This window comes from Corynebacterium sp. AOP40-4SA-5 (assembly GCF_052377355.1).
GTDB lineage: Bacteria > Actinomycetota > Actinomycetes > Mycobacteriales > Mycobacteriaceae > Corynebacterium.
Window position 1 is genome coordinate 38,490 of the sequence record NZ_JBQSWS010000011.1, and the last position, 16,435, is coordinate 54,924.

Annotated in this window: 13 protein-coding genes; 6 read left to right on the plus strand and 7 right to left on the minus strand. The window is 68.2% G+C overall.

Features of this window, described 5'->3' with window-relative positions:
• Positions 1–33 precede the first annotated feature (33 nt).
• From prpB to ACT3S3_RS08475, 7 genes are all read right to left on the minus strand, one after another.
• A complete protein-coding gene (gene prpB / locus ACT3S3_RS08445; protein ID WP_301442971.1) occupies positions 34–948 on the minus strand; it encodes a methylisocitrate lyase in 915 nt (304 codons plus the stop codon).
• Positions 949–2,463, minus strand: coding sequence for a 2-methylcitrate dehydratase PrpD (prpD, locus tag ACT3S3_RS08450; protein WP_301442972.1), 1,515 nt, complete (start codon positions 2,461–2,463; stop codon positions 949–951).
• A 214-nt stretch (positions 2,464–2,677) separates the two neighbouring features.
• The gene (locus tag ACT3S3_RS08455) at positions 2,678–3,415 is read right to left on the minus strand and encodes an AAA family ATPase (RefSeq protein ID WP_301442973.1); all 738 of its coding nucleotides are present in this window, start codon (positions 3,413–3,415) and stop codon (positions 2,678–2,680) included.
• 100 nt (positions 3,416–3,515) lie between these two features.
• Positions 3,516–5,195: a dipeptide ABC transporter ATP-binding protein gene (locus ACT3S3_RS08460; RefSeq protein ID WP_444626677.1), complete on the minus strand. Its 1,680-nt coding sequence runs from the start codon at positions 5,193–5,195 to the stop codon at positions 3,516–3,518.
• Positions 5,192–6,133 (minus strand): ABC transporter permease, encoded by a 942-nt coding sequence (locus ACT3S3_RS08465; protein WP_301442975.1) that lies wholly within the window; start codon positions 6,131–6,133, stop codon positions 5,192–5,194. The genes ACT3S3_RS08460 and ACT3S3_RS08465 overlap by 4 nt, the downstream gene beginning before the upstream one ends.
• Positions 6,126–7,052 carry an ABC transporter permease gene (locus ACT3S3_RS08470; protein WP_301442978.1) on the minus strand — a complete coding sequence of 309 codons (927 nt, stop codon included), beginning with the start codon at positions 7,050–7,052 and terminating at the stop codon, positions 6,126–6,128. The genes ACT3S3_RS08465 and ACT3S3_RS08470 overlap by 8 nt, the downstream gene beginning before the upstream one ends.
• A gap of 2 nt (positions 7,053–7,054) precedes the next feature.
• Entirely contained in the window at positions 7,055–8,689 is a 1,635-nt protein-coding gene (locus ACT3S3_RS08475) for a peptide ABC transporter substrate-binding protein (protein ID WP_444626679.1), read from the minus strand.
• Between the two features lie 168 nt (positions 8,690–8,857).
• On the opposite strand from ACT3S3_RS08475, the gene ACT3S3_RS08480 reads away from it, so the two are divergent.
• The 6 genes from ACT3S3_RS08480 to ACT3S3_RS08505 all read left to right on the plus strand — a co-directional run bounded on the left by ACT3S3_RS08480 (position 8,858) and on the right by ACT3S3_RS08505 (position 16,402).
• Complete coding sequence (locus tag ACT3S3_RS08480; RefSeq protein ID WP_441579870.1) at positions 8,858–9,757, plus strand: phosphoribosylaminoimidazolesuccinocarboxamide synthase; 900 nt, start codon at positions 8,858–8,860, stop codon at positions 9,755–9,757.
• Between the two features lie 38 nt (positions 9,758–9,795).
• On the plus strand, positions 9,796–11,967 hold the full coding sequence (locus tag ACT3S3_RS08485; protein ID WP_301443772.1) for a S9 family peptidase: 2,172 nt from the start codon (positions 9,796–9,798) through the stop codon (positions 11,965–11,967).
• Between the two features lie 128 nt (positions 11,968–12,095).
• Positions 12,096–12,341 carry a phosphoribosylformylglycinamidine synthase subunit PurS gene (purS, locus tag ACT3S3_RS08490; protein ID WP_301443773.1) on the plus strand — a complete coding sequence of 82 codons (246 nt, stop codon included), beginning with the start codon at positions 12,096–12,098 and terminating at the stop codon, positions 12,339–12,341.
• A complete protein-coding gene (gene purQ / locus ACT3S3_RS08495) occupies positions 12,338–13,009 on the plus strand; it encodes a phosphoribosylformylglycinamidine synthase subunit PurQ (protein ID WP_301443774.1) in 672 nt (223 codons plus the stop codon). The genes purS and purQ overlap by 4 nt, the downstream gene beginning before the upstream one ends.
• Positions 13,010–13,022: 13 nt before the next feature.
• Entirely contained in the window at positions 13,023–15,374 is a 2,352-nt protein-coding gene (purL, locus tag ACT3S3_RS08500) for a phosphoribosylformylglycinamidine synthase subunit PurL (RefSeq protein WP_441588207.1), read from the plus strand.
• A gap of 140 nt (positions 15,375–15,514) precedes the next feature.
• Positions 15,515–16,402: a hypothetical protein gene (locus ACT3S3_RS08505; protein ID WP_301443711.1), complete on the plus strand. Its 888-nt coding sequence runs from the start codon at positions 15,515–15,517 to the stop codon at positions 16,400–16,402.
• Positions 16,403–16,435: the final 33 nt, after the last annotated feature.

A 16,435-nucleotide genomic window follows, 5' to 3' on the forward strand; every position in this document is an offset into this window, starting at 1 on the left:
AGTCCTTTCGGGTGGTGCGGTGGTGGGGTGGTGTCAGGCCTCGTCGGGACGGGTGTAGGTGAACACGTCGTTGTCGAAGGCGTTGTACTCCTCGTAGCGCAGCAGTTCGTACAGGCGGGAGCGGTGCTGCATCCGGTCGACCCAGTCGGCCTGGGTGCCGGTCTCGGCGATGTCGGACAGGGCGGCCTCGACCTGCCCCATCGCGATGCGCAGCGTGGTGACCGGGTAGATCACCGCGTTGTAGCCGATGTCCTGCAACGTCTGTGCGCTGAGCAGCTCGGTCTTGCCGAACTCGGTCATGTTCGCCAGCAGGGGGGTGTCGACCGCGGCGCGGAACTTCTCGAAGTCCGCCGGGGTGTGCAGCGCCTCGGTGAAGATGAGGTCGGCACCGGCGTCGGCGTAGGCCTTCGCCCGCTCGATGGCGGAGTCGATGCCCTCGACACCGGCGGCGTCGGTCCGCGCACAGATCACGAAGGAGTCGTCGCGACGCTCGTTGACCGCGGCGGTGATCCGGCGCAGCATCAGTTCGGTCGGCACGACCTCCTTGCCGTCGAGGTGACCGCAGCGCTTGGGGTTGACCTGGTCCTCCAGGTGGCAGCCGGCGACGCCGGCGTCCTCCAGCTCGCTGACGGTGCGGGCGGCGGACATCGGCTCGCCGAAGCCGGTGTCGGCGTCCACCAGGACGGGCAGGTCGGTGGAGCGGGCGATCTGGCGGGAGCGTCCGGCGACCTCGGTCAGCGTCGTCAGGCCGATGTCCGGCAGCGCCAGGTCAGCGGCGACGACCGCGCCGGAGACGTACACGCCGTCGAGGCCGGCTTCCTGGATCGCACGGGCCACCAGCGGGGAGAACGCCCCGGGGATGCGCTGGATCGTGCCGGACGTCAGCCCCGCCCGGAACTTCTCCCGACGCTCGGTGGGGGTGACGTTGCTCGAGAACAGGCCCGGCACCTAGAACAGCCCCTCGGTGATCTTCGGCGCGCGGGCGAGCACGTCCTCGGAGAAGGTGACGGTGAGCTGGTTGAGGTCACCGGCGCCGAGCTCCAGGGTGTTCGTCGCGGCCTCGAGGAAGCGGTCCTGCTCCTTCTCGTCGACCAGGCCCTCGGCCAGGGTGCGGAACTTGCCGATGTACTGCTCACGGGTGAACGGGTGAGCACCCAGCGGGTGGGCGTCGGCGACGGCCAGCTCGTCCTCCAGGACGCTGCCGTCCTTCAGGGTGATCACGGCCTTCGCACCGAAGGCCTTCTCGGCCGGGTCGGTGGAGTGGTAGCGGCGCGTCCACTCCGGGTCCTCCACGGTGGAGATCTTGTTCCACAGCTCGATGGTCTCGGCGCGGCGCGCGCGCTCCGGGGAGTAGCTGTGCTCGTGGTGCCAGTCGCCGTCCTCCAGCGCCACGGCGAAGATGTACATCACCGAGTGGTCGAGGGTCTCGCGGGAAGCGTCCGGGTCGAACTTCTGCGGGTCGTTCGCACCGGTGCCGATCACGTAGTGGGTGTGGTGGCTGGTGTGCAGGACGATGGACTCGACCTGCGACGGGTCCACGCCCTGCTCGCGCAGCTGCGCGCCCATGCGGCGGGCCAGGTCGATCGGCGCCTGGGACTGGTACTCCGCGGAGTGCTGCTTGGTGTAGGTGTCCAGGATGCCGCGCTTCTCCTCGCCGGCGCCGGGCAGCGGCACGGTGTAGTCGGCGTCCTTGCCGTCCAGCATCCAGGCGATGAAGCCGTCCTCGCCCTCCCAGATGGGGGACGGGGCACCCTCGCCGCGCATCGCACGGTCGACGGACTCGATGGCCATCTTGCCGGCGAAGGCCGGGGCGAAGGCCTTCCAGGAGCTGATCAGGCCCTTGCGGGACTGACGGGTGGCGGTGGTGGTGTGCAGCGCCTGGCCGATGGCCTGGTAGATCGTCTCGGTGTCGAGCTTCAGCAGCGTGCCGATACCCGCGGCCACGGACGGGCCGAGGTGGGCGACGTGGTCGATCTTGTGCTCGTGCAGGCAGATGCCCTTGACCAGGTCGACCTGGATCTCGTAGCCGGTGACGATGCCGCGCACCAGCTCCGCACCGGACAGGCCCTTGTGCTGGGCCGTGGCCAGGATCGGCGGGATGTTGTCCCCCGGGTGGGAGTACTCCGCGGCGAGGAAGGTGTCGTGGAAGTCCAGCTCACGCACCGCGGTGCCGTTGGCCAGGGCCGCCCACTCCGGGGAGTAGGTGCCGGGCACGCCGAAGACGGTGGAGCCGGGGGAGTAGGGGTGGCTCAGCGCCTGGGAGCGCGCGGTCGACGGCGGGCGACGCAGCACGGAGGCCACGGCGACGGAGGCGTTGTCGATGATGCGGTTGACCGCCATGTCGGCGGAGTCCTGCGGGACGGCCACCGGGTCGGCCGCGACTTCGGCGACCTTCCAGGCCAGGTGCTCCTTCTTCGGGAACTCTTCAGCGGAAGGGTGGACGCGGACGGTGTGCTTCTCCACGGGGTGGGGCTCCTAGAGGCTCTCGGTGTGAGACGTGCCGACCGACCCAGGGCGTGCTGTGACTGCCGACACATCGTTTCCGCGTCCACTATGCCATCGGAGTCCGGGGTAAATGTTCTGTTTCGGAAAGGGTGCTCCGCGTGCGTTCCTCCGCCACCCCCGGCGTTGTCCGGTACCTCACCGGATACCGGCGGTGGCGGGGGGAGGGGGCGGATCAGGAGAGGTGGCGTAGGTAGCTGTCCGGGTCGCCGAGGAACCGGCGCCAGCTCTGCACCAGCGCCAGATCGTCGTAGTCGCGGCGGTGCAGGCCGGTCTCGTCGAGTTCGAGGATCATCGCCCCGGGGGCGGACGCCAGCAGCGGCGAGTGGGTCGCCATGATCACCTGGGAACCGCGTTCGAGCAGGTCGGCGATCTGGGCCAGGAGCAGCAGGCACCCGTTGAAGGAGAGCGCGGATTCCGCCTCGTCGAAGACCCAGAGTCCCCGCATCCCCGCGCGTTCGGTGACGAACTCTACGAAGGACTCCCCGTGGCTCTGGAAGTTGAACTGGTCCGGGCGTCCCGAGTCTAGGGAGATGCCGTCGAGATAGGCCAGGTGGCCGTGCATCGTCTCGGCGCGCAGGAAGACCCCGTTCTTCGGTGCGCCGCCCTCACGGATGAGCTTCATGTTCTCCGCGAGCCCGGACTCGGTGCGCTGCGTGTGGTGCATCGAGTTGTGCGTGCCGCCCTCCGGGTTGAGGCCGTACGCCTCGGCGATGGCCTCGACCAGGGTGGATTTACCGGAACCGTTCTCGCCCACCAGGACGGTGAGCTGCGGCAGGTCCAGTCCGTTGTCCAGTACCTCACGTACCGCCGGGATGTCCGCCGGCCAGGCGTTCCTCGGGGCGGGGTTGATCCCGAGCTCCTCGATCCGACGCACGGGCAGCGGGGCGGGACGCTGCGGGTAGTAGACCATGGCCTCCAGCCTAGCGACACGAAACCCCACGGGATTGTCGGTCCAGGCTCCCTGGACCAACAACCGCGAGGGGTTTCAGAGCGCTTCAGGGGGTTTCAGATCACCCCTGGTGCAGGGGGATCGACCCACCGGGGATCGAGTCGAGCAGCCGACGGGTGTACTCCTCCTGCGGGTGGTCGAAGAGGTCGTCGGTCTCGCCGCGCTCCACGATCCTGCCGTGCTGCATCACCAGCGTCTCGTCGGCGATCTGCTTGACCACCGCGAGGTCGTGGGTGATGAACAGGTAGGTCAGGCCCATGTCGCGCTGCAGCTGGTTGAGCAGGTCCAGGACCTGCGACTGCACCAGCACGTCCAGGGCGCTGACCGCCTCGTCGAGGATCAGGGCCTCCGGGCCCAACGCCATGGCGCGGGCGATGGCCACGCGCTGGCGCTGACCGCCGGAGAGTTCGCCGGGGAACCGCGACATCATCGACTGCGGCATCGCCACCAGGTCGAGGAGTTCGCGCACGCGCTTCTCGCGGTCCTTCTTCGACCCCACACCGTGGATCTTCAGCGGCTCGGCGATGGTGTTGAACACCGAGTACATCGGGTCGACCGAACCGTAGGGGTTCTGGAACACCGGCTGGACACGGCGCCGGAACTCCAGTTCGGACCTGCGGTCCAGGTCGGTGACGTCCGTGCCGTCGAAGGTGACGGTGCCGGAGGTGGGCTTGAGCAGCCCGAGCACCATCTGGGCCACGGTGGACTTGCCGGAGCCGGACTCACCGACCAGCGCCAGGGTGCGTCCGCGGCGCAGGAAGAAGTTGATGTCGTCCGCGGCGGTGAAGTCCTCCTTGCGCCACGGCTTGTCGCCGGGCACCTGGAAGACCTTGCTGAGCTTGTCGACGGTGATCAGCGGGTTCTCGTCCTTCGTTCCGGACGCATCGGCGCCGTCTGCGCCGCCTCTGGCGTCGGACGGCTCGGCGACCTGCACCTCGCTGCGGCGCGCACCGATCGACGGTGCCGCGGCGACGAGCTTGCGGGTGTAGGGGTGGTGCGGGTCCTGCAGGATCTCCAGTGCCGGACCGGACTCCACCACGTGGCCCTGGCTCATCACCACGATGCGGTCGGCACGCTCGGCGGCCAGGCCCAGGTCGTGGGTGATCAGCAGCACGGCGGTGCCGAGCTCCTCGGTCAGACCCTGCAGGTGGTCGAGGATCTGGCGCTGCACGGTCACGTCCAGGGCGGACGTGGGCTCGTCTGCGATCAGCAGGGACGGACGCGCCGCCAGACCGCAGGCGATCAGCGCGCGCTGGCGCATGCCGCCGGAGTACTGGTGCGGGTACTGGCTGATGCGCCGTTCGGCGTCGTCCAGCCCGGCCTCGCCGAGCAGCTCCACGGCGCGGGTGTGCGCGGCGGAACCGGTGGCGATGTTATTGGCCTTCAGCGCCTCCTTGACGTGGTGGCCGATGGTCCACACCGGGTTGAGGTTGCTCATCGGGTCCTGGGGGACCAGGCCGATGTGGTCGCCGCGCAGTTCGGTGAAGCGTTTCGGGCTGGCGTGGGTGATGTCCTCGCCCTCGAAGGTGATGGTGCCGGCGGTGACGTGCCCGTCTCCGGGCATCAGGCCCATGATGCTCATGGCGCTGGTGGACTTGCCGGAGCCGGACGCGCCGACCACGGCCACGGTCTCACCGGGGAAGATGTCCAGGTCGAAGCCGAAGACGGTGGGTTTCGGGTCCTTGGTGCTGCCGAAGGCGATGTCGACACCGCGCATGGACAGCAGGGGTTGGTCGCTCATCGGGTGCGCTCCTTCGGGTCGAGGGCGTCTTTGAGGGTGTCGCCCAGCAGGATGAAACCGAGGACGGTGATCGCGAGGGCACCGGCCGGGTAGAACAGGATCTCCGGGGACAGACGCAGGACGTCCTGCGCGGTCGAGATGTCGTTGCCCCAGGACACGGTGTCCGGCGGCAGGCCGACGCCGAGGTAGGACAACGTCGCCTCGGCGACGATGTAGATGCCCAGGTTGGTGGTCATCATCACGATGATCGGGGCGAGGCAGTTCGGCAGGATGTGGCGCACGAGGATCGCGCCGCGGGTCAGGCCCAGGGCGCGGGACGCCTGCACGTACTCGTTGTTCTTGGCCTGCAGCACCGCGCCGCGGACCATGCGGGCCATCTGCGGCCAACCGAAGGCGGAGAGCACCAGCACCACGGTCCACACGTTGCGCACCTCGAAGAGCTGCATCAGCACGATGGCGGCGAGCAGCAGCGGCACGGCGAAGAAGATGTCGGTCAGGCGCGACAGCACGGCGTCGATCCAGCCGCCGAAGTAGCCGGCGAGGGCGCCGACCACCACGCCGAGAAGGGCGACGATGAGGGTGGTCACCAGGCCGGTGACCACGGACGCCTGGGCACCGTAGATGGTGCGGGCGAAGACGTCGTAGCCCTGCTGGGTGAAGCCGAAGGGGTGCCCCTCACGCGCGGGTTCGAGGGAGTCCTCGAGGTTGGCGGTCATCGGGTCGGTGGAGGTGAACAGCCCGGGGAAGACGGTGACGAGCAGGACGGCGAGGATGATCACCGTGGAGATCCAGAACATCGGACGGCGCCTCAGGTTGCGCCAGGCCGTGCCCCAGAAGCCCGCCGGGGCGTCCTCCGGGAGGAGCTGGTCCCGGGTCAGGACGTCCTCCGTGGCGACCTCGGCGACCCAGCGTTCATTGCGGTTGTGGATGTCAGGCATATCGGATCCTCGGGTCGAGCAGGGCGTAGAGCAGGTCGATGATCAGGTTGGCCACCACGAAGATGACCACCAGGATCGTCACGACACTGACCACGGTGGGGGCCTCACCGATGCTGACGGACTGGAAGATCAGTCCGCCGACACCGTGGATGTTGAAGATGCCCTCGGTGACGATCGCCCCGCCCATCAGGACGGCGAGGTCGGCTCCGAGGAAGGTCACGACGGGGACCAGCGAGTTGCGCAGGACGTGGTCACGCACGACGACGCCGCGGGAGAGCCCGCGGGCCGAGGCGGTGCGCACGAAGTCGGCGCGCAGGTTCTGCGCCACCTCGGAGCGGGTCAACCGCAGGACGTAGGCGAAGGACACCATGCCCAGCACGATCGCCGGCAGCAGCAGACGGCTGAACGAGCCGTCCGAACCCACGGTCGGTGGGACCACGCCCCACTTGATGCCGAAGAGGAACTGTCCGACGAAGCCGATGACGAAGGTCGGCACGGCGATGATGAACAGGGACACGACCAGCAGGGTCGAGTCGAACCAGGAGCCCTTGCGCAGTCCGGCGATCAGGCCGAAGACGATGCCCATGACCGCCTCGATGACCAGGGCCATCAGTGCCAGCCGGATGGTGATCGGGAAGGTCTCGGCGAGGACCTCGGTGACGGCACGTCCGGAGAACGTGGTGCCCATGTCACCGGTGAAGAAGCCGCCGATGAAGAGGAAGTACTGGACCAGGAAGGGCTTGTCCAGGTTGTAGTCGGCGCGGATCTGGTCGAGGACGGCCGGTTCGGCGGCCTTGTCGCCGGCCAGCGCGAGCACCGGGTCGCCCGGCATGAGGAAGACCATCGCGTAGATGAGGAACGTGGCCCCGAAGAAGACGGGGATGAGCTGGAGCAGGCGTTTACCGAGGTACCACCACACGGTCACTCACCGTCCTTCGTGATGTCGGTGTAGACGGGCATTCCCTGCCAGTTCGTCTGCACGCCGTGCAGGTCAGGGTTCCACGCCGTGGTCGCGGAGTAGTACCAGAGCGGGATCTGGGGGAGGTCCTGCATGAGGACGGCCTGCGCCTGGTCGTAGTAGGGCTGGGCCGCGGTGGAGTCCGGGGAGGCGGACGCCTTGGCCAGCAGGTCGTCGAACTCCGGGTCGGAGTAGTCGCCGTCGTTCGAGCTGCCACCGGTGCGGTAGTTCGAGACGAGGAAGGACGAGATCGACGGGTAGTCGGCGTTCCAGCCGGCACGGAAAGCGGTGCCGACGGTGCGGTTCACGATCGCGTCGCGCTGGGCCTGGAAGGTGGGGTAGGCCTTGCCGGACGCCTTGATGCCCAGCACCTGCCGGATGCTGTTGGTCACGCCCTCGACCCACTGCTGGTGGCCGCGGTCGGCGTTGTAGGCGATCTGGAAGGTGTCGCCGCTGTAGGGGTTGATCTCGTTGGCCTGCTCCCAGAGTTCCCTCGCCTTCTCCGGCTGGTAGGTCAGGACCTCCTTGCCGGGGATGTCGGCGATGCCGCCCTCCAGGGTCGGGGCACCGAAGTCCTCGGCAACCTGGCGGCCGTCGAAGAAGAGCTTCTCGATGATCAGATCCCGGTCGATCGCCATGGAGATCGCCGCACGCCGCAGCCGGCCCTCCTCGTCGGTCTGGAAACCGGGGAGGTACTCGGGGATGGTGAAGTTCTGGATGGCGGCGTAGGGCGCGTCGTCGTTGCTGTCCGGGAAGTCCGCCCGGTAGCTGGGCATCGCCCGGGGACCGACGTTCTCACGCATGTGGTCCAGGTCGCCGGACTGCAGGTCGGCGTAGGCGGTGGCCACGTCGGAGTAGTGCTTGAAGGCGATGCCGGGGTTCTTCGCCTTGTTCTCCCCGGCGTAGGTCTCGTTGGCCTTCAGGGTGATGGACACGTTGTGCTGCCAGGCGCCGTCCCCGTCGAACTCGTAGGGCCCGTTGCCGATGGGGTGGTTGCCGAAGGCGTCCATGTCCTCGAAGGCCACCTGCGGCAGCGGGGCGAAGGCGATGTAGCCGAGCTGGGTGGGGAAGGAGGCGTCCGGTGCGGAGAGGTCGATGGTGAACTCGTGGTCGTTGACCTCGGTGAGCCCGGACATCTCCGTGGTGCTGGAGCCTTCCGCGGCAAGCTCGTCGTAGCCCTCGATGGCTGAGAAGAAGTCCGCGCCCAGCTGGGCGTTGGAGGAGTCCGCGCCGAAGTTCCAGGCGTCGATGAAACTGGCGGCGGTGACGGGTTCACCGTTGGAGAACTCCCAGCCGTCCTTCAGGGTCACGTGGAAGCTGGAGGAGTCCTCGTTGGGGTCGATCTCCTCGGCCACGGCGTTGTAGGGTTCGCCTTCCGGGCTGTAGGCGACGAGGCCGGTGTACATCATGCGTAGCACCTCACCGCCGTTGTTCTCGTTGGTGTTGGTCGTGAGCAGCGGATTCTGTGGTTCGCCGCCGAAGAACGTGATGTAGTCGGACGGGATGTCGTCCCGGTCCGGCACACACGCCGTCGTGGTGAGCACTAAAGCGAGCCCGGTGAGGGTCGCCGCCAGTGCCCGACGGGGTCGGATTCTCATGGATGGCACTTTCGTGAGGTGTACAGGAAACGTCAAGAAATGAATTCTAGTGAAACTGTGGCGTCTCGCATGGTGAAACAAAAATTTGTCACCTCCGGACCCACCCCGCCGCGGGCGCCACGGGGGCGCGTGGAGATTGACGGGGACGGGGGCTAGACTCTGCAGGCCATGCGACCTGACTTGTCCGACTACACCCACTTCTCCGCGGGGAAGGTCCGTGAGATCTACGAGATCGACGAGGACACCCTGCTCATGGTGGCCACCGACCGGATCTCCGCCTTCGACTTCGTGCTGGACACCCCCATCCCGGACAAGGGCCGGGTCCTCACCGCGATGAGCGACTTCTTCTTCGGACGGATCGACTTCCCGAACCACCTCGCCGGCGCCGCCGACGACGAGCGCATCCCGCAGAAGTCCCTGGGCCGCGCCCAGGTCTGCCGCAAGCTGGAGATGCTGCCCTTCGAGTGTGTGGTCCGTGGCTACCTCACCGGTTCAGGCCTGGCTGAATACAAGGACAACGGCACGGTCTGCGGAGTGGAACTGCCCGAGGGGCTGACCGAGGCGTCGAAGCTCCCCGAGCCGATCTTCACCCCCGCGACGAAGGCGGAGCTCGGCGACCACGACGAGAACGTCTCCTTCGACGTCGTCGTGGAGAGCCTCGGACGCGAGCGCGCCGAGGAGCTGCGCGACGCCTCGATCGAGATCTACACCCAGGCGTCCGGCATCGCCGCGGAGCACGGCATCATCCTGGCGGACACGAAGTTCGAGTTCGGTCTGGACGCCGCGGGCAACCTGGTGCTCGGTGACGAGGTCCTCACACCCGACTCCTCGCGCTACTGGCCGGCGGACACCTACGAGGAGGGCAAGGTCCAGCCCAGCTTCGACAAGCAGTACGTGCGCAACTGGCTCACCGGGCCGAAGTCCGGGTGGGACCGCAACGCCGGCACCCCGCCGCCGGAGCTGCCCGGCCCGGTCATCGAGGCCACCCGCGAACGCTACGTGGACGCCTACGAGCGCATCTCGGGGGAGCGCTTCGCCGACTGGATCGGCACCTGCACCGACCGCTGAGTGAACGGCGTCGGGTGGGGCGTCTACCATCGTGTCCCATGGATGTGAACCCACCGGTAGCCAAGAAGAAGCCCGTCACCCGTAGCTTCCACGGCCGTGATGTCGTCGACGACTACGAGTGGCTGCGCGACAAGGACAATTCCGAGGTCCTGGCGCACCTCACCGCCGAGAACGCGTACACCGACGCCCGTACCGCCCACCTCAAGCCCCTGGAGGACGCGGTCTTCGAGGAGGTGAAGTCGCGGATCCAGGAGACCGACCTCTCCGTCCCGGTGCGGTCGGGGCAGTGGTGGTACTTCTCGCGTACGGAGGAGGGCAAGAGCTACGCCACGATGTGCCGCATCCCGGTGGACACCACCGACGCGGACGCGGCGTGGACGCCGCCGGAGATCGTGGCGGGGGAACCCGCCGCCCGCGAGGAGGTCCTGCTGGACTGCAACGTCCTGGCCGAGGGCGAGGAGTTCTTCAGCCTCGGCGCGGCGAGCATCACGCTCGACGGCACGCTGCTGGCGTACTCCACGGACACCGTCGGCGACGAGCGCTTCACCCTGCGGGTGAAGGACCTGGTCAACGGCGTCCTGCTGGACGACGTCCTGGAGGGCGTCGCCTACGGCGCGACGTGGGTGGGCGACGACCACCTCTTCTACCAGCGCGTGGACGACGCCTGGCGTCCCCACGAGATCTGGCGTCACCGTATCGGCACCCCCGAGAGCGAGGACGTGTGCGTCTTCCGCGAGGACGACGAGGCGTACTGGACCGGTGTCGGCGTGACCCGTTCGGAGCGCTTCCTGCTGGTCTCCACCGCCTCGAAGACCACCTCGGAGACGTGGTACCTCGACGTCTCGGAGGCCACGGGCGACCCCGAGGGCGAGCTGACCTGCATCCGTCCCCGCGAGAAGGACGTGCAGTACGACGTCGACCACGTGGTCGTCGGCGGCGAGGACGCCTGGCTGGTCGTGCGTGAGGAGCTCGAGGGTCTGCCCAACGGCGAGGTCGGACACCACCCGCTGGGGACCATCGACAGCTTCGACGGGGCGTCCTACGAGGTTGTCGTCGCCCACCGCGACGACGTGCGCGTCGAGGGAGTGGACTGCTTCGCCGACCACCTCGTGCTCGCCACCCGCGAGAACGCCATCGAGAAGCTGGCGCTGATGGACGTCTCCGACGCCGCCGGCGGCTGGGGCACCTTCGAGCCCATCGGGTTCGACGAGGAGATCTACTCCGCCGGCACCGTCGGCAACTCCGAGTGGGAGTCGCCGGTGCTGCGCATCAGTTACACCAGTTACGTCACCCCGGCGCAGGTGTGGGAGATCGACCTGCGCACCGGTGAGCGCACGCTGCGCCGCGAGCAGACGGTGCTCGGCGACTTCGACCGCTCCCGCTACACCGCCACGCGCCGCTGGGTGGATGCCCCGGACGGGGCGCGCATCCCCGTCTCCCTGGTGCACCGCACCGACGTCTCCCTCGACACGGGCAACCCGGTGCTGCTGTACGGCTACGGCTCCTACGAGGCCAGCATGGACCCGTACTTCTCGGTGTTCCGCCTGTCGATGCTCGACCGCGGCGTGGTCTACGCCGTCGCCCACGTCCGCGGGGGCGGGGAGATGGGACGCACCTGGTACGAGCAGGGCAAGGAGCTGAACAAGACCAACACCTTCACCGACTTCATCGCGGTGGCGGACGATCTCATCGCCGCCGGCATCACCACGCCGCAGCAGATGGTCGCCGAGGGCGGGTCCGCCGGTGGGCTGCTGATGGGCGCGGTGGCGAACATGGCACCGGACCGCTTCGCCGGTATCGAGGCCGTGGTCCCCTTCGTCGACCCCCTGACCAGCATCCTCATGCCGGAACTGCCGTTGACGGTCACGGAGTGGGAGGAGTGGGGCGACCCGTACCACGATCCGCAGGTGTACGACTACATGGCGACCTACTCGCCGTACGAGAACGTGACCGCGCAGGCCTACCCGCCGATCCTGGCGATCAGCGGGCTCAACGACACCCGCGTGCTCTACGTCGAGCCCACGAAGTGGATCGCGAAGCTGCGCGAGGTCGCCGGCGAGGTCGACGGCGAAACCGGTGACTTCCTGCTGAAGACCGACATGACCTCCGGTCACGGGGGAGTGTCGGGGCGCTACGAGAAGTGGCACCAGTCCGCCTTCGAGACCGCCTGGGAGCTCGACCGGATGGGTGCCACGGAGCTGCTGGACTGATCAGGTTTCCTGACCTGCTGTTCCGAGGGGGACCCCGCGCCCGCCGGTTCGCGATGTCCGGGCCACCCGGTATGGTGGTGCCTTGTTCCCCACCTACAGCTAGCAGCAAGGAAACAAGAGGAAACCCAGTGGCACGTGTCGTAGTCAATGTCATGCCCAAGGCCGAGATCCTGGATCCCCAGGGACAGGCCGTCGTTCGTGCCCTGGGACGCATCGGCGTCTCAGGCGTCGAGGATGTCCGTCAGGGCAAGCGTTTCGAGCTGGAGGTGGACGGCTCCGTCTCCGCCGAGGAGTTGGACCGCATCGCCTCCACCCTGCTCGCCAACACGGTGATCGAGGACTACGAGGTCGTATCCGCTGAGGTCACCGAGTGAGCGCGCGCATCGGGGTCATCACCTTCCCCGGCACCCTGGACGACGTGGACGCCGCCCGCGCGGTGCGCATCGCTGGTGCCGAGGCCGTGGAGCTGTGGCACGCGGACGCCGACCTGAAGGACGTCGATGCCGTCGTCGTCCCCGGCGGGTTCTCCTACGGTGACTACCTGCGTTCCGGGGCGATCGCCGCCCAGGCGCCGGTGGTGCGCTCGGTGGTCGAGAAGGCCGCCGCCGGCATGCCGGTGCTGGGCATCTGCAACGGCTTCCAGATCCTCACCGAGTCCGGGCTGCTGCCCGGGGCGCTGACCCGTAACCAGGGCCTGCACTTCCACTGCACCGACGCCGAGCTCGAGGTCGTCAACGCCGACACGGCGTGGACGTCTTCGCTGGACGCCGGGCAGCGCATCATCATCCCGTCGAAGCACGGGGAGGGCCGTTTCCAGGCCTCGGCGAACACCGTCGCCGAGCTCGAGGCGGAGGGCCGGGTGGTCTTCCGCTACACCGACAACTACAATGGTTCGGTCAACGGCATCGCCGGGATCAGCTCCGCCGACGGGCGGGTCGTGGGCCTGATGCCGCACCCGGAGCACGCCGTGGAGACCCTGACCGGGCCGTCGTTGGACGGCCTGGAGATGTTCCTGTCCGCCGTCGGCACCGTGGCAGCCTGAGGAGATACAGCACATGACTGACTTGAACGACACCGTCGCCCAGGCGTCCGCCACCCCGGACCTGGACCAGCCGTGGGCAGAACTGGGCCTGAAGCCCGACGAGTACCAGCGCATCCGTGACATCCTCGGCAGGCGTCCCACCGACGCCGAGCTGGCGATGTATTCGGTGATGTGGTCGGAGCACTGCTCCTACAAGTCCTCCAAGGCGCACCTGCGCTACTTCGGTGAGACCACCACCGAGGAGATGAAGTCGAAGATGCTCGCCGGCATCGGCGAGAACGCCGGCGTCATCGACATCGGCGACGGCAACGCCGTGACCTTCAAGGTCGAGTCCCACAACCACCCGTCCTACGTGGAGCCCTACCAGGGCGCGGCCACCGGTGTCGGCGGCATCGTCCGCGACATCATGGCCATGGGCGCCCGCCCGGTCGCGGTGATGGACCAGCTGCGCTTCGGCGCGGCGGACGCCCCGGACACCCAGCGGGTGCTGCCCGGCGTCGTCGCCGGCGTCGGCGGGTACGGCAACAGCCTGGGGCTGCCCAACCTCGGCGGCGAGACGGTCTTCGATGCGTCCTACGCGGGTAACCCGCTGGTCAACGCGCTGTGCGTGGGTACGCTCAAGAGTGACGACCTGAAGCTCGCCTTCGCCTCCGGCGTCGGCAACCGGGTCATCCTCTTCGGCTCGCGTACCGGGCTGGACGGCATCGGCGGCGTGTCCGTCCTGGCGTCCGACACCTTCGAGGAGGGTGCCGAGCGCAAGCTGCCGGCCGTGCAGGTCGGCGACCCCTTCGCCGAGAAGGTGCTCATCGAGTGCTGCCTCGACCTGTACAACGCCGGCGTGGTCGTCGGTATCCAGGACCTCGGCGGCGCGGGCCTGTCCTGCGCCACCGCCGAGCTCGCCGCCGCCGGCGACGGTGGCATGCACGTGAACCTGGACAAGGTGCACCTGCGTGCCGAGGGCATGACCGCCGCGGAGATCCTCTCCTCGGAGTCGCAGGAACGCATGATGGCCGTGGTCACCCCGGACAACGTGGACGCGTTCATGGCCGTGTGCGAGAAGTGGGAGGTCATCGCCTCCGACCTCGGTGAGGTCACCGACGGCGACCACCTGGTCATCGAGCACCGTGGCGAGATCGTCGTCGACGCCGACGCCGCCACCATGGCCGACGAGGGCCCGGTCTACGACCGCCCCGTCGCCCGCCCGGACTTCCAGGACGCGCTCACCGTCGAGCCCGGCCTGGCCCGTCCGACCTCGGTCGACGAGCTGCGCCGCACCGTGCTGGACCTGGCGGCGTCGCCCGCCCTGTGCTCGCGCGCCTTCATCACCGAGCAGTACGACCGCTACGTGCGCGGCAACACCGTGCTCGCGAAGGACGCCGACGCCGGAGTGCTGCGCATCGACGAGGAGACCGGCCGCGGCATCGCCGTGGCCACCGACGCGTCCGGTCGCTACACCAAGCTCGACCCGAACACCGGTGCCCGCCTGGCCTTGGCCGAGGCGTTCCGCAACGTCTCGGTCACCGGCGCGACCCCGGTGGCGGTGTCGAACTGCCTGAACTTCGGCTCCCCGGAGGACGCCGGCGTGATGTGGCAGTTCCGCGAGGCCGTCCACGGCCTGGCCGACGGTTGTGCCGAGCTGGCGGTGCCGGTCACCGGCGGCAACGTGAGCTTCTACAACCAGACCGGTTCCGAGGCGATCCTGCCCACCCCGGTGATCGCCGTGCTCGGCACCATCGACGACGTCGCCACCCGCATCCCCACCCGCCCGACCGGTGGCGACCACGTGCTGCTGCTCGCCGGCGCGGAGACCTCCGACGAACTCGGTGGCTCGATCTGGCAGCAGGTCGCCCACTCCACCCTGGCCGGAATGCCGCCGACGGTGGACCTGGGTGCCGAGCAGAAGCTCGGTACGGCCATGGGTCAGTTGCGGGGCGCCGTCGCCTCGGCCCACGACCTTTCCGAGGGCGGCCTGTCCCAGGCGGTCGTGGAGTACGCGGTGCAGTCCGGCGCGTCTGTCTCCGTGGACCCGCTGGCCGCGCTGGCGTCCGACGCGACCACCGGTGAGGCTGTCGCCGACGTGTTCACCGGGCTGTTCTCCGAGACCGCCACGCGCGTGCTCGTCGCCGTGGACGCCTCCGACCCCTCGGCCGTGGACAAGGTCGAGGCTGTGTTCGCCGACAACGGTGTGCCGGTCAGCCGCATCGGTTCCAGCGTCTCCGTGGAGGATTCGCAGGACGCCACGATCGCCGTGACCACCGCCGGCGCGGAGTTCTCGCTGCCGGTCACCGAGGCGAAGGCTGCCTGGGAGGGCACGCTGCCGTCCCTGTTCAGCCACGCCGTGGGAGCGAACTCCGTGGTGGAGTAGCTCGGCACCGCCAGGTTCTGAGACCCGCCGTGGGGAAATCTCCCCACGGCGGGTTCTTTTTATATGTGTTGTTGATAACCTTCCACTGACTTCACTGGGTGCCAGCATGGCATCCTACGTTTCACGAGGGAAGAATTCTCATGGCACACTATGACATCTACCAGTCCCTGGGGCTGGACCGGAGCGCTCCCACGGGGGAGCTGGACCGGGTTCTCGCCGACCGGATGGCCGCGACACCGCAGGACGATGCTGCGGCGCTCGACGAGCTGACCACCGCACGCGCGGTCGTCGGCAACGATACCCGGCGCTCGCTGTACGACCAGAGGCTCGGCGACCCGAACGCCGAGGACATCGACGTGGCGTCGCTGAAGGAGCTCGCTGCGCTCGACGTCGGACCTCCGGCGGGACAGCAGGGAGAGCAGGGGCAGCAGGGGCAGGCAGGCCAGTTCGCCCGCAACGCCGGCGACAAGGCGGGTGCCGCCGGCCGTCAGGTCCAGGACTCGTTCCGCCAGTCCAAGGGCCTGGCCATCGGCATCACCGCGGTGGTCACCGCCGTGGTCGTCCTGCTGGTCGGCTGGGGACTCGGCGCGTTGACGGGCGGGGACTCCGGGCAGCAGGACGATCCGGACGCCATCGCGCTGGTGGACGACATGCTCGACCACTCGGACTCCGACGAGCTCCGTACCTGGTTGCGGGAGAATACTACCTACCAGTACCGGGATGAGCTGATGCAGGCGATGAACGTCGGGGAGGGCCGCAGCAGTTCGTTCAGCGGTATGGACTCGCTGTTCTCAGGTGGCGGCCTTCACGCGCAGACCTCGATCAATCCGGAGCACATGGCGGTTCTGGGTGGTGGAGCTGACTTCGAGTCCTTCGTCGATGACGGGTTCTCCGAGGAAGAGGCCAAATCACGCCGGATCGTCGGGATCGCGGACAGCTCGGGCGACTACAAGGGAATGGTCGCGATCATCGAGCAGGGCGGGGATCTCAAGATCTTCAACGTCATCAACGCATCCAATTTCCGCTAGTCGACGCGCCCCACTCGAAGAAAGAGAAACCAC

Coding starts and splice junctions, on each gene's coding strand:
- ACT3S3_RS08455 (WP_301442973.1), bottom strand. CDS start 3,415: ATGGTCTACTACCCGCAGCGTCCCGCCCCGCTGCCCGTGCGTCGGATC.
- ACT3S3_RS08460 (WP_444626677.1), bottom strand. CDS start 5,195: ATGAGCGACCAACCCCTGCTGTCCATGCGCGGTGTCGACATCGCCTTC.
- ACT3S3_RS08465 (WP_301442975.1), bottom strand. CDS start 6,133: ATGCCTGACATCCACAACCGCAATGAACGCTGGGTCGCCGAGGTCGCC.
- ACT3S3_RS08475 (WP_444626679.1), bottom strand. CDS start 8,689: ATGAGAATCCGACCCCGTCGGGCACTGGCGGCGACCCTCACCGGGCTC.
- ACT3S3_RS08480 (WP_441579870.1), top strand. CDS start 8,858: ATGCGACCTGACTTGTCCGACTACACCCACTTCTCCGCGGGGAAGGTC.
- ACT3S3_RS08485 (WP_301443772.1), top strand. CDS start 9,796: ATGGATGTGAACCCACCGGTAGCCAAGAAGAAGCCCGTCACCCGTAGC.
- purL (WP_441588207.1), top strand. CDS start 13,023: ATGACTGACTTGAACGACACCGTCGCCCAGGCGTCCGCCACCCCGGAC.
- ACT3S3_RS08505 (WP_301443711.1), top strand. CDS start 15,515: ATGGCACACTATGACATCTACCAGTCCCTGGGGCTGGACCGGAGCGCT.